The organism is Streptomyces sp. NPDC037301 (genome assembly GCF_055602785.1).
The window spans coordinates 99,212-111,791 of sequence record NZ_JBVJWD010000003.1 but is presented as its reverse complement, the minus strand read 5'-3'; the positions used below and the strand labels follow the sequence as shown (position 1 = coordinate 111,791).

Genomic DNA, 12,580 nt, shown 5'->3' with positions numbered 1-12,580 from the left:
AACGGCTGATCGTGCTGCGCACGGGACGGAGCCACCGCACGGCCGACCGCCGGACACGGCCTGCCGGTAACTACGGTGCACAATCACAGGACTTGGTGTCGAGACGGCGCACATGACAGTGCCGGGCCGCGCGAACGGCAGATGATGACGTGCGGCTGCTGCGCTACGTCACATACAGGGCGCGGAGTATGAACTCATCACGGACCCCTTGGATGAAGGGTGTTCGCCCGACCACCGGCCGGCCCACTGCTCTTTGGCCGGCGTCACGCGACACCGGTCTCATTACACGCAGTGGGCCATCGCCTGTCAACGCCGAAGTGCGTGCACCCGGGCGGACCTTAGGCTTGATCCATGCCCATCCCACCCGCATATGCCCTCGTCGCCACGGACCTGGACGGTACCCTGCTGCGCCGCGACGACACCGTGAGCCCCCGCACCCGCGCCGCCCTCGCCCTGGCCGCACGGGCCGGGGCGCAGCATCTCGTGGTCACCGGGCGGCCCGTGCCCGGCATACGGGTGCTGCTCGACGAGCTGGGCTACCGGGGGCCGGTGGTCTGCGGGCAGGGGACTCAGCTGTACGACGCCGGGTCCGGGCGGATGGTACGCACGGTCACCCTGGACCGGGAGGCGGCCGACACCGCGCTCGGCAAGATCGAGGCCCAGGTGGGACCGGTCCACGCGGCCGTGGACCAGGACGGGACCGAGGGCCGGACACTGATCGAGCCGGGGTATCTGATGCCCCACCCCACGCTTCCTGCCCAACGGACGCGTCATCGCCACGAACTGTGGTCCGCACCCGTCATCAAGGTCCTCATCCGGCACCCGGAGCTCACGGACGACGCGCTGGCCGAGGCGGCCCGTACGGCGGTCGGCGATCTCGCCTCCGTCACGCTCTCCGGCCCCGGCACCGTCGAACTGCAGCCGTACGGCGTCGACAAGGGCAGCGGGCTCGCGCTGGCGGCCGAATTCCTGGGCGTGGACGCGGGCACCGCGATCGCCTTCGGTGACATGCCCAACGACCTGCCGATGTTCCGCGCGGCCGGTTACGGCGTCGCCATGGCCAACGCCCATCCGGACCTCCGGGCCGCGGCGGACGAGGTGACGTCGTCGAACGAGGGCGAGGGGGTGGCGGAGGTGCTGGAGCGGGTTTACGGATACCAGTGATTCTCAGCCGATCCCGCCCTCCGGCGGGAGCACCTCCGGCGCCCCCAGCGCGCGCAGCACATGCGCGACCAGTGCCGCGATCGTCTCCTCGTCCTGTACCGGCTTGCGCAGCACATGGCGGTAGTACACCGGCCCGTACAGCATCTCCACCGCCAGCGGAAGATCGGCGCCCGGTGGGATCTGGCCCTGCTCCTGGGCCCGGCGCAGGCGGGCGACCGCCTCGTTGAAGCGGGGGTCGATCAGCTTCGTTCTGACTGTTTGCGCGAGTGCGTCGTCGTGGTGGACCTCGGAGAGAATCCCGGCGTACGCGGGGCCGTAGGGCGGTGTGGAGAGCAGCTTCACCGCGCCCATCACATTGGCGCGCAGATCGGCGGCGATGTCACCGGTGTCGACGAACGGCGTCGTGCCGACCAGCGCGTCGGTGAACGCCTCCAGCATCACCGCGCTCTTCGACGGCCACCAACGGTAGATCGTCTTCTTGCTGACACCCGCTCTGGCCGCGATGGCCTCGACCGTGACCCGGCCGTACCCCTTCTCCGTACACAGTTCGAGGGCGGCTTCCAGGATCGCCCGTCGTGATCTCTCGCTGCGACGCAGTGAACTCGGCGATGTGATCATTCGGTGAGCATAGGTGTATTTGAGCCAATCCTTGTTGACAGTCCGTCGCCAGAAGTCGAAGAATACTGAGGCGGAAACGGAACGTGCCGTGTCGTATCGTTCCTGCTGTTCGCACCGTTCGTGCCGTTCGTGCCGCGACGAGCCGATCGGGGGACGGCTCGCCCGGCCGACGGCACGAGTGCTGAGCACCGTGCGTCAGGCGGTGATGTCCTTCGCCGTGAAGCGGGCCCAGGCCGCCGAGCCGAACACCGCCGCGTACAAGCCCTGCAGTCCCAGGTTCTTGACCGCCTCGTCCCAGTACACGGGGTCGCGCAGCAGGTCCGCGTACGACATCCAGTAGTGCGGGAAGAGATACGGATGGATGCCGCTCAGCTGCGGGATCGTGTCCACGATCTGCACAGTGATCAGCATCCCGACAGTGGCGGCCATGGCCGCGATCCCACTGCTGGTGAGGGTCGAGATGAACAGGCCGATCGCCGCGAATCCGATCAGTGACGCCGCGACCACCACCGCGATCAGTCCGGCCCGCAGCAGCCCTTCGCCGAACCCGATCCGGGTCCCCGAGATGGTGGTGACCTCACCCACCGGGAACAGCAGCGCGCCCACGGCGAGCGCCGAGAGGGCCACGACCAGGGTCGCGACCAGGCAGAACGTGAGGACGGAGGCGTACTTCGTCAGCAGCAGCCGGGTCCGGCCCGCCGGAGCGACCAGCAGATAGCGCAGGGTGCCGGCGTTGGCCTCGCCCGCGATCGAGTCGCCCGCGACGACCCCGACGGCCATCGGGAGGAAGACCGGGAGCGTCACGGCGAGGGCCGCGAAGACCAGGAACAGGCCGTTGTTGGTGACCTGGGAGAGGAAAGCGGGGCCTCCCCCGCCACCGCCCGGTCCGGGCGAGGAGCCGTGATTCGTCTCGATCTTCACCGCGATCCCGATCAGCACGGGAACGGCGGCCAGCACCCCGAGCAGTGCGAGGGTGCGCCAGCGGCGGAGTGTGGTGGTCAGTTCGGAGCGGAGGATTCCGAAGGTCCACAGCGGATTGCGCGCCCTGCCCGCCCCTGCGATTGCGGCTTCAGCCTGCGACATCGAAACCCTCTCCGGTGAGTGCGACAAAGGCGTCCTCCAACGAGGCCCGTTCGACGCCGAAGGACCGCAGGCGTACGCCGGCGTGCACCAGCGCCGTGCTGAGGTCCGCGAGTTCGACGTCGCCCGGCGGGGCCTCGGCGCTCACCCGGTCGCCGTCGACCGTGATACCGGTGACGCCCAACTCCTTGAGGACGCGGGCGGCTTCACCCGGGTCGGGGGTGGTGACGGCCAGCCGGCCGCGCGCCCCGGCCGCCAGATCCGCGACCGGGCCCTGGGTGATCAGCCGGCCCCTGGCCATCACCGCGGCATGTGTGCAGACCTGCTCGATCTCGTCGAGGAGGTGGGAGGAGAGGAAGACGGTGGTGCCCTCCGCCGCCAGTTCTCTGACCAGGGCACGGATCTCGCGCATGCCCTGCGGGTCCAGGCCGTTCGTCGGCTCGTCCAGGACGAGCAGGCGGCGCGGCTGGAGCAGGGCGGCGGCGAGCCCGAGGCGCTGCTTCATGCCGAGCGAGTACGCCTTGGCCCTCTTGCCGGCCGCCGCGGCGAGCCCGACCCGGTCCAGGGCCTGCCCGACCCGGTCCCGGCGGGTGCGCGGATCGGCGGTCGGGTCGGCGGAGTCGTAGCGCAGCAGATTGTCCCGGCCGCTCAGGAAGCCGTACAGCGCGGGCCCCTCGATCAGGGCTCCGACCTGCGGGAGCACGGCGCGGGCCGCGCCCGGCATGGGGTGGCCGAGGACCTGCGCGGTGCCGGACGTCGGATCGATCAGACCCATCAGCATCCGGATGGTCGTGGTCTTCCCCGAGCCGTTGGGGCCGAGGAATCCGAAGACACTGCCGCCGGGGACACTGAGGTCGAGGCCGTCGACGGCGAGTTGGCCGCCGCGGTACCGCTTGGTGAGGCCCCGTGTCTCGATCACGGCCCCGGGGTCGGTCACCGCCCTCGGCTCGGTCACGGTCCCAGGCTCTGTCATGCGTACTCCCCCATGGGTCGGGTAGGGCCTGTCCGGCGGATCAGGGCCGGACACCGCCTCAGCGGACCGCCCCGCCGTACGGAGGGTACGGCGAGGCGGTCGGTCAGTGGCGGGAAGCGCGACGCACCCCGGCGTCAGGCCGCGTTGTCAGCCGCCTTGACCAGCGCGTCCGGCGTGACCGCGCCGACATACACCTTGCCGTCGTCCGTCATCAGCGCGTTGACCAGGCGGGTCTTGAAGACCGTGCCCGAGCCGAACTTTCCGGAGACCTTGTCGCCCAGCGAGTCCAGGAACTGCTGCGCCTCGGCCGGTACGTCACCCGACGCCTTCGTGGGGAGTCCGGTGCCGCCCGGGGTCCTGATCTCGGCGATCGCGTTCCAGCCCTCGCCGATGACCTTCGTGTCCTTGGAACCCTGGCCCCCGGCGCCGAGTCCCTCGGCGCCCGGGAACATGCCCAGGCCCCCTGTCCCGTCGGTCTCCCGCTGTGCCTTCGCGTCGTCGGCCTCGGTCACCTCGGCGCCCTTGGGCGGGGTGAACGTGAACGAGGAGGCGGCCGGCTTCGCGAAGTCGACCTTGGTGAAGCCGGCGTCGACGACGGCCTTGCCACCGCTGCTCGGAAGCAGCGTGAACTTCAGCGGCACACCGCTCTTCGCGTCGACCGCGACCGTGACCGAGCCGATCGTGGAGCCGCTCTGCCTGGGCTTGATGAGCAGCTTGTACGCGTCACGTCCAGCGACCTGCGCCGTGCCGTCGACCGTCACCGATGTGGTGGGGCCGGCGGCCTTCAGGACCTGTTCGGCGAGCGCCTTCGGCGTGGTCGGCACGCCCTCGGGAGCCGGGGTCGAGTGCCCGGACTTCTTCCCGCTCCGGTCCTCGGTGGCGTGGTAGGCCTGGTTGGTCCTGCTGTCGTATGCCCAGACCTGATCACCGTTGTGGATCAGGCTGTACTCCGCCGCGTTTTCCAGGATCGACACCCGCTGCTTGTCGGGGCCGTCGGCGGCCACCCGCAGGGTGTGCGTGCCGGACGCCAGCTCCGTCATCTTCGTCTGCGGGTCGGCGGTCGAATCGCCCTTGGAGCTGCCGGTGTCGCCCTGGCTGCCGCCCGGGGCGAAGGAGCCGGCCAGACCGTCGAGCGACGGGATGCCGAGGTCCGTGCTGATCTTCACCGTGCCGGAGAGCTGCTGGGTGTCCGAAGCGGCGATCTTCTCGATGAGCTGCTGTGCGGTGATCTTCGGCAGATCGGGGTCACCGGTGCTCGCGAGCGCCGGGACGAGCCCGATCGTCGCGGCCGCCACTCCCGCCACCGCGACCGGGACGATGTAGCGCGCCGCCTTTCGACGGCCGGCGACGGTGCCCTTGGTCCCGCCGTTGGTCTCTACGCTGTCGTTCGGTGCCATCTGTGCCCTACCTCCGTGGTCGGCGGCTTCCGTCCGGATGCACTCGTCCACTCCGTGCCGCCATTCTCACCGACTTGTTCAGGAGTGGTTGTTCTCCATCTGACCAAACCCGCGGCGCGAAAACGTCACCCCCGGGGAGCAACTCCACCTACCTCTTCGGTATGACACCACCCGGGCGGGCCCTTCCCGTCCCGTAGGGGTGGGCCCCCGACTACTACCGACACGCCGGGCCGGGCGGGCCGGGCCGGGCGGGCCGAGCCGGGAACCGCGTCGCATGCCCGCCGATCGGGTCACAGCGCGGGGGGACAGGTGAATTGAACGCCAACTCTTGACGATTTTCGGTCACGCGTCCACACTTTCAGGCATCTCCAGTCACTTTTCCACGAAACCAGTCAGCGAGGTTGCCGGGATGCTGCCAGCCGAACGTCACCGCCGAATCTCCACCGCCGTGGAACGCAGCGGCACGATCAGCACCGAGAGTCTGGCGGAGCAGCTCGGCGTCTCGGCCGAGACCGTGCGCCGGGATCTGGCACAGATGGAGAAGCAGGGGCATCTCATGCGGGTGCGCGGCGGTGCGGCAGCGCTGTCCGTCGTCCGCGGCCTGAGCGGCGAAGAGGCGTCCTTCACGGAGCGGTCCGCCTCGCAGCAGCAGGCCAAGACGGCGATCGGGCGAGCCGCGGCGGACCTGGTCCGCTCCGGCATGACCGTCGTGATCGACGTCGGCACGACGGCTCTGCAGGTCGCCTGCGCCCTGGCACCGGACTTCCGGGGGACGGTGGCGACCCCGTCCCTGCTCGTCGCGGCCGAGCTGTCCACCCGCCCCCATGTCGACGTGCTGGTTCCCGGCGGACGGATCCGGGGCGGCGACCTGGTCTGCTCCGGCCCACTGACAGTGGACTTCTTCAACGGCCTCTACGCCGACATGGCGTTTCTCGGCTCCGGCGGTGTCGACAGCTCCGCCGGGATGACCGACTTCCACTTCGAGGAGAACGCGACCAAGCGCGCGATCCTCGCTCGCAGCACGCTCAGCTACGTGTTGGCCGACGGGAGCAAGCTCGGCCGGGTGGCTCCGCACCGCGTCTGCGGATTCGACGACTGCACCGGCCTGATCACCGATCAGACCCCCGAACCGTCGCTGGCTTCGGCCATCGAGCAGTCGGGCGCAGTGGTGATCCCGGCCGGACACTCCTGAGCGCTGCGGCGATCTCCTCTCGGCGACGTCTCCGCGTGAGACCCGCCCCATGCAACGAACGGCAGTTTCTGTAGCGAGCGGTAGTTTCTTGAAAGGACAGCATCGCCATGGCCACGACAAACACCGATGTCGTACAAGGTGACGACCCATCGTCCGCGCCGGGCTCCGGCTACAAGCAGGAGATGCGCCGGGAGCTGAGCCGGTACGCCTCTTTCGCCATGGCCTTCGGCTTCGTCTCGATCGCCACGGGCATCTTCACGACCTACGGCTCCGTGCTGAACAGCTCGGGCCCGCGCGGTATCTTCGCCTGGCCGATCAGCGTCATCGGCCAGCTGTCCATCGCGCTCGTCTTCGGCGCCCTCGCCGCCCGCATCCCCATCAACGGATACGCTTACCAGTGGGTTTCCCGGCTGGTGAACCCGGTCTGGGGCTGGGTCATGGGCTGGATCTCGTTCTCCTTCCTCGGAGTCGTGGTGGTCGCGGTGGACTACACCGTCGCCGCGACAATCCTGCCGGAGCTTCTCCAGTACCGGGGAACGGCCCAGAACGCCTGGGCGATCACCGCCGTCGTCATCCTGCTCCAGGCGATTCTCGTAGCCGCCTCGACGCATCTGACACACCGGGTCAACAAGGTCGCCGTGACCGTGCAGCTCGTCGGCATGATCTCGTTGACCGTGCTGCTCTTCGTCGTCGGGGCGTTCGCTGGCAAGCTCGACTTCTCCACGCTGTTCAGCGCCGCGCCGGCCGCGAACGACGGCTACTACGGCCTGGGCACCGCCACCGAGGCGGGTCCGTTCGCCCTCGCGTTCCTCCTGGGCGCCTTCACCATCGTCGGGTTCGAGTCCGCAGCCAACCTGGCGGAGGAGACCAAGGACCCGGCACGTGTGATCCCCAAGGCCATGGCCCAGGCCGTGCTCTCCCTCGGCGTCCTCGGGTTCCTGTTCCTCGTAGCCATCACCGCCCTCATCGACGACCCCGCGAAGCTCGCCCGGTCCGCCACCCCCGTGGCGACCGTGATCACCGCCGTGCTCGGATCGGCAATCGGCAAGGCGCTCCTGGTCCTCGTCGTGGTCTCGATCTTCTCCTGCGGTCTGGTCATCACCATGAGCGGCACCCGGCTGGTGTGGGCGATGTCCCGCGACGAGCGCTTCCCCGGGTGGCAGGCGCTGCGCAAGGTCAGTCCCTCCCGTGGCACCCCGCTGAATGCCACGCTGTTCATCTTCGTCGTCGCGCAGCTGATCCTCGCCTGCTTCTCCGGCTCGACCGACGCTCTGTTCTCGCTCTTCTCCGCCGCCACTCTGCTGCCCGCCATCATCTACGCCGGCACGGTGCTCATGTACATCGTCAAGCGGAAGTCGCTGCCGCCGACGCAGGGTTTCTCCCTCGGCCGCTGGGAGATACCGGTCATCGTGGTCGCCTCCGTGTGGCTGGGATACGAACTCCTCATCTTCCGTGACCAGTCGTTCCGCGACCCCTGGCTCTACGTCCTCGTCCTCTTCGCCCTCGGGGCCGCCTACCTCGCTTGTCTGCTGGTCCGGCGCGGCGTGTCCGGCATGTCGATGCCCGACATGATCAACATCGACGAGACCCTCGACGTCACCGCAGACCCCGCTGCGCCGGGCGCGGTGGGCACGACCGCCAAGGAAAGCAACCGATGAGCACCATTCTGGCCATCGACCAGGGCACCTCCGGTACGAAGGCGATCGTGGTCGACGAGCGAGGCGGGACCATCGCCATCGCCGAGGAGGAGCTGCGGCCGGCCTACCTCGTCGGCGGGGGCGTCGAACAGGACCCGCAAGAACTGCTCGACTCGGTCCTCACCGCCGGGCGGCGCGCCGTCGCCGCCTCGGGCCGGCCCGTCGGCGCGGTGGCCCTGGCCAACCAGGGCGAGACCGTACTTGCCTGGGACCCGCACACCGGCGCCCCGCTGTCCCCGGCGATCGTCTGGCAGGACCGCAGGGCGGAAACGATCTGCACCGGTCTGGCCGAGCACGCCCCGTGGGTGGCCCGGCGCAGTGGGCTCGTGCTCGACTCGTACTTCTCGGCGCCGAAGATGGCCTGGCTGCGACGACACGTCACCGCCGAAGGGGTGGTGACGACCACCGACACATGGCTGCTGCACCAGCTGACCGGCGAGTACGTCACCGATGCCTCGACCGCGAGCCGGTCGCTGCTGATGGACCTCGACAATGTCTCCTGGGACCCGGAGCTGCTGGATCTGTTCGGTCTGGGCGCCGAGAAGCTGCCGCGGATCGTGGGCTGCGACGAGGTCATCGGCACGACCGGTGCCTTCGGACGCGAGGTGCCGGTCGCGGGCCTGATCGTCGATCAGCAGGCAGCGCTGCTCGCCGAGGGCTGCCTGGAGCGGGGAACCGCGAAGTGCACCTATGGCACAGGAGCGTTCCTGCTGGCCAACACCGGTGACACCGCCCTGCGTTCACGGGCCGGGCTCACCTCCTCGGTGGCCTGGCGGACCGCGGCGCAGACGCCGTACTGCGTGGATGGCCAGGTGTACACGGCGGCGTCGGCCGTCCGCTGGATCCGGGACCTGGGATTCATCGGGTCCGCGAGCGAACTGGATGCCGTAGCGGCGAAGGAGTCCGACGGCACCCTGTGCGTACCGGCCCTGGCGGGCCTCGCGGCACCGTGGTGGCGTCCCGACGCAACCGCCACATTCACCGGGATGACCCTGGCCACCGGCAGGGAGCACCTGGTCCTCGCCGTGCTGCAGGGCATCGCCGCCCAGGTCGCCGCCCTGTGCGGCCTGGTCGAGTCCGACCTCGGTACGCCGCTCAGCCGGCTGCGCGCGGACGGCGGGCTGACCCGCAGCCGCACCCTGATGCAGGCCCAGGCCGATCTGGCCCAGGTGCCTGTCGACATCTACCCGTCCTCGCACGCCACCCCGCTCGGCGCGGCCGCGCTGGCCAGGCTGGCCCTCACCCCGGGCATGGACCTGGCGGAAGCCGTCGGTGACTGGAAGCCGGTCACCGTCTACGAACCGGTCTGGTCGGCCGACCGGGCCGCGCACTACCGCAGTACATGGGCGGCGGCCGCCGAGGCCACCGCCCGCAAGGGAGAACTCGGATGACCGACACCACACCGCACGAGCCGAACCATGTCTACGACGTCGTCGTCATCGGCGCAGGCATCGTCGGCTCGGCAATCGCCCGCGACCTGTCCGGCCATCAGCTGTCGGTCGCGCTCGTCGAGGCGCGCGACGACGTCGGCGACGGAACCAGCAAGGCGAACACCGCGATCCTGCACACCGGATTCGACGCGAAGCCGGGCACGCTGGAGTCCAGGCTCGTCAAGCGCGGATATCACCTGCTGTCGGAGTACGCCCGCTCGACCGGCATCCCGGTCGAGCACACGGGCGCGATCCTCGTCGCGTGGAACGCGGAGGAGCTGGCCGCCCTGCCCGGCCTCAAGGAGAAGGCCGAGCAGAACGGTTACGACCGGTGCCGGATCGTCGGCGCCGACGAGGTCTACGAGCTGATCCCATCCCTCGGCGAGGGAGCGCTCGGCGGACTCACCGTCCCCGACGAGTCGATCATCTGCACCTGGACCACGAACCTGGCCCTGGCCACCGACGCGAGGCAGCGCGGCGCCGAGGTCCTGCTCAACCACGCCGTCACCGCGGTGTCGGTGAACACCCGGTCCACCACGCTGACCACCACGGGCGGCTCCGTACAGGCCCGTTGGGTGGTCAACGCGGCGGGCCTCGGCGCCGACCGCATCGACCGGCTCTTCGGCCACGAGCGGTTCACCGTCACCCCGCGCCGCGGTGAACTGTTCGTCTTCGACAAGCTCGCTCGCCCACTGGTCGACAAGATCGTCCTGCCGGTTCCCACGTCCCGGGGCAAGGGGGTGCTCATCTCTCCCACCATCTACGGCAACGTCATGCTGGGGCCCACCTCGGAGGACCTCACCGACCGCACCGCGACCGGAACGTCCGAGGACGGATTCGCCTTCCTGCTGGACAAGGGCGAGCGCCTCATGCCCCGGCTGCTCGCCGAGGAGGTGACCGCTTCCTACGCGGGGCTGCGGGCCGCCATCGACCGCGGGGACTTTCTCATCGAGCCCACCCCCTCGCAGCGGTACCTCCTCGTCGGCGGAATCCGCTCGACCGGGTTGACCTCCGGCATGGCCATCGCCGAGCACGTCCACGAGGTGCTCGAAGAGGCCGGACTCGTCCTCACCGCACGCACCGACCTGCCCGGCCCTCCGCAGATGGCCAACATCGGCGAGGCGACCGTACGTCCCTACCAGGACGCCGACCGCATCGCCGCCGATCCCGAGTACGGCAAGGTCGTCTGCTTCTGCGAGCGTGTCACCGCCGGTGAGATCCGCGACGCCTTCCAGTCGCCCCTGCCCGCACGCAACCTGGAGGGCCTGCGCCGCCGCACCCGGGCCATGAACGGCCGCTGCCAGGGCTTCTTCTGCGGCGCGGCTGTCAACCGACTCCTGAACGAAAACGGTTGCGGCGGCCCTGCCGCCGCGCCGGCGCGGCCCGAGGTGAACTCCTGATGACCACCACCACACTCACACCGGACGTCCTGATCATCGGGGGCGGCCCCGCCGGGCTCACGGCTGCCGCCTCCCTCGCACCCCGCATCCGCGGCGAGGTCCTGGTGCTCGACCGGGAGAAGGACGCCGGAGGCATCCCCCGCCACAGCGACCACACCGGATACGGTCTGCGGGACCTGCGCCGGGTCATGACCGGCCCGAAGTACGCACGCCACCTCGTCGAACAGGCCACTTCGGCCGGGGCCACCATCCGCACCGAGACCATGGTCACCCACTGGGCGGGCGACCGGGCCGTGGAGGTCACCGGTCCGCAGGGGCGGCTGCGTGTGGACGCCAAGGCCGTCGTGCTCGCCACCGGCGCACGCGAACGGCCCCGCGCGGCCCGGCGCATCCCCGGCGACCGGCCGCAGGGCGTCTACACCACCGGGCAGCTGCAGAACGCCGTCCACCTCCACCACAGCGAGGTCGGCAGCCGGGCCGTCATCGTCGGAGGGGAACTGGTCAGCTGGTCCGCCGCCGTCACCCTCCGCGAAGCCGGCTGCGCCACCGAGCTGATGGTCAGCCAGTACCCCAGGACGGAGTCGTACGCAGCTTTCAACGTCGCCGGCCGCGCCCTGCTGCGCGTTCCCGTCGCCAACCGCAGCCGGGTCACCCGCATCATCGGCAAGGGCCGGGTCGAGGCCGTCGAGATCGAGAATCTCGACACCCACGCCCGGCGCACCGTCGCCTGCGACACCGTGGTCTTCACCGGAGACTGGATCCCCGACCACGAACTCGTCCGCAGCGGCGGCCTCGACCTGGACCCGGGAACCCTCGGCCCGCTGACCGACACCGCCCTGCGGACCAGCCGCCCCGGCGTCTTCGCCGCGGGCAACCTCCTCCACCCGGTCGACACCGCCGACGTCGCAGCCCTTGACGGCCTGCACGTCGCGGACCAGGTCGAGGCATGGCTGACCGGGGCCGGCGAGCCTGCCCCGGGCCTGCGCATCCTCGCCGAGGCGCCGCTGCGCTGGGTGGCACCGGGGCTGCTGCGCCCGGGTGACCCGGCTCCCCCGCGTGGGCGCCTGCTGCTGTGGACGGACCGGTCCATCCGGTTCCCGCACGTGATCGTCCGCCAGAACGGGCGGGTCGTATCGGAACGGACCCTGCCCTGGCCCGCCGCGCCCGGCCGCGTCTTCCGCGTGCCGTGGTCCGTGATGAAGGGCCTCAGCGCCCAGGGCGGCCCGGTCACCATCGGCCTGCGCTGACGAGCGGCCCGCACCCGGGGCACGAACGTGCCCGGGTGCGGGCCCGTCCCGGTTGCCGCCCGGGACATCTGCGGATGACCGTCGGTCAGGACCGCGTACGCCCTCGGCGCACCTGGGGCGACAGAACCCGCAGCCCCCGGTGCACCGTGCCTCGGGCAACAGCGGGAAGTCCAGCCGGGCCGAGGCCGAGGTACGGACGTGCCCGGGATGCGGCGCCAGGGGCGCCCTCTTCCGGGCGGGTCATACCGGCGGGACCCGCCGGGCGCCGGCCCGAGACGGGCGAGGCGCCACCGGCCCGAATCCGGTACGGCCGAAAGCGCCTCCGGACCACGTCCCTGGCCGGTGAACAACACGATCGGCCTCGGAGCTCACCCGGCCACCG

Annotated in this window: 10 protein-coding genes; 6 read left to right on the top strand and 4 right to left on the bottom strand. The window is 70.4% G+C overall.

From position 1 onward, the window contains the following. Window positions 1-351: 351 nt before the first annotated feature. Window positions 352-1,164 carry an HAD family hydrolase gene (locus ACZ7IB_RS06470; protein ID WP_470909725.1) on the top strand — a complete coding sequence of 271 codons (813 nt, stop codon included), beginning with the start codon at window positions 352-354 and terminating at the stop codon, window positions 1,162-1,164. A gap of 3 nt (window positions 1,165-1,167) precedes the next feature. Here the strand turns inward: ACZ7IB_RS06470 and ACZ7IB_RS06465 are convergent, their stop codons facing one another. The 4 genes from ACZ7IB_RS06465 to ACZ7IB_RS06450 all read right to left on the bottom strand — a co-directional run bounded on the left by ACZ7IB_RS06465 (window position 1,168) and on the right by ACZ7IB_RS06450 (window position 5,232). Further along, window positions 1,168-1,782, bottom strand: a complete 615-nt coding sequence (locus ACZ7IB_RS06465; RefSeq protein WP_470909723.1) for a TetR/AcrR family transcriptional regulator — start codon at window positions 1,780-1,782, stop codon at window positions 1,168-1,170. Window positions 1,783-1,977: 195 nt separating this feature from the next. After that, window positions 1,978-2,865, bottom strand: a complete 888-nt coding sequence (locus ACZ7IB_RS06460) for an ABC transporter permease (protein WP_470909721.1) — start codon at window positions 2,863-2,865, stop codon at window positions 1,978-1,980. Next, a complete protein-coding gene (locus tag ACZ7IB_RS06455) occupies window positions 2,852-3,835 on the bottom strand; it encodes an ABC transporter ATP-binding protein (protein WP_470909719.1) in 984 nt (327 codons plus the stop codon). The genes ACZ7IB_RS06460 and ACZ7IB_RS06455 overlap by 14 nt, the downstream gene beginning before the upstream one ends. 134 nt (window positions 3,836-3,969) lie before the next feature. Continuing rightward, on the bottom strand, window positions 3,970-5,232 hold the full coding sequence (locus ACZ7IB_RS06450) for a LolA family protein (protein ID WP_470909717.1): 1,263 nt from the start codon (window positions 5,230-5,232) through the stop codon (window positions 3,970-3,972). Between the two features lie 409 nt (window positions 5,233-5,641). Here ACZ7IB_RS06450 and ACZ7IB_RS06445 point away from each other — a divergent pair, with 409 nt between their 5' ends. The 5 genes from ACZ7IB_RS06445 to ACZ7IB_RS06425 all read left to right on the top strand — a co-directional run bounded on the left by ACZ7IB_RS06445 (window position 5,642) and on the right by ACZ7IB_RS06425 (window position 12,198). After that, the gene (locus ACZ7IB_RS06445; protein ID WP_470909715.1) at window positions 5,642-6,424 is read left to right on the top strand and encodes a DeoR/GlpR family DNA-binding transcription regulator; all 783 of its coding nucleotides are present in this window, start codon (window positions 5,642-5,644) and stop codon (window positions 6,422-6,424) included. 107 nt (window positions 6,425-6,531) lie between these two features. After that, a complete protein-coding gene (locus tag ACZ7IB_RS06440; RefSeq protein ID WP_470909713.1) occupies window positions 6,532-8,082 on the top strand; it encodes an APC family permease in 1,551 nt (516 codons plus the stop codon). Beyond that, entirely contained in the window at window positions 8,079-9,512 is a 1,434-nt protein-coding gene (locus ACZ7IB_RS06435; protein ID WP_470909710.1) for an FGGY family carbohydrate kinase, read from the top strand. The genes ACZ7IB_RS06440 and ACZ7IB_RS06435 overlap by 4 nt, the downstream gene beginning before the upstream one ends. After that, a complete protein-coding gene (locus tag ACZ7IB_RS06430) occupies window positions 9,509-10,951 on the top strand; it encodes an FAD-dependent oxidoreductase (RefSeq protein ID WP_470909708.1) in 1,443 nt (480 codons plus the stop codon). Before ACZ7IB_RS06435 ends, ACZ7IB_RS06430 begins: the two co-directional genes overlap by 4 nt. After that, window positions 10,951-12,198 (top strand): NAD(P)/FAD-dependent oxidoreductase, encoded by a 1,248-nt coding sequence (locus ACZ7IB_RS06425; RefSeq protein WP_470909706.1) that lies wholly within the window; start codon window positions 10,951-10,953, stop codon window positions 12,196-12,198. Before ACZ7IB_RS06430 ends, ACZ7IB_RS06425 begins: the two co-directional genes overlap by 1 nt. The last annotated feature ends 382 nt before the right edge of the window (window positions 12,199-12,580 follow it).

What these genes read in the sequence shown, in the direction of transcription:
- ACZ7IB_RS06470 (WP_470909725.1), top strand. Translation starts at nt 352, where the DNA reads ATGCCCATCCCACCCGCATATGCCCTCGTCGCCACGGACCTGGACGGT.
- ACZ7IB_RS06465 (WP_470909723.1), bottom strand. Translation starts at nt 1,782, where the DNA reads ATGATCACATCGCCGAGTTCACTGCGTCGCAGCGAGAGATCACGACGG.
- ACZ7IB_RS06460 (WP_470909721.1), bottom strand. Translation starts at nt 2,865, where the DNA reads ATGTCGCAGGCTGAAGCCGCAATCGCAGGGGCGGGCAGGGCGCGCAAT.
- ACZ7IB_RS06455 (WP_470909719.1), bottom strand. Translation starts at nt 3,835, where the DNA reads ATGACAGAGCCTGGGACCGTGACCGAGCCGAGGGCGGTGACCGACCCC.
- ACZ7IB_RS06450 (WP_470909717.1), bottom strand. Translation starts at nt 5,232, where the DNA reads ATGGCACCGAACGACAGCGTAGAGACCAACGGCGGGACCAAGGGCACC.
- ACZ7IB_RS06445 (WP_470909715.1), top strand. Translation starts at nt 5,642, where the DNA reads ATGCTGCCAGCCGAACGTCACCGCCGAATCTCCACCGCCGTGGAACGC.
- ACZ7IB_RS06440 (WP_470909713.1), top strand. Translation starts at nt 6,532, where the DNA reads ATGGCCACGACAAACACCGATGTCGTACAAGGTGACGACCCATCGTCC.
- ACZ7IB_RS06435 (WP_470909710.1), top strand. Translation starts at nt 8,079, where the DNA reads ATGAGCACCATTCTGGCCATCGACCAGGGCACCTCCGGTACGAAGGCG.
- ACZ7IB_RS06430 (WP_470909708.1), top strand. Translation starts at nt 9,509, where the DNA reads ATGACCGACACCACACCGCACGAGCCGAACCATGTCTACGACGTCGTC.
- ACZ7IB_RS06425 (WP_470909706.1), top strand. Translation starts at nt 10,951, where the DNA reads ATGACCACCACCACACTCACACCGGACGTCCTGATCATCGGGGGCGGC.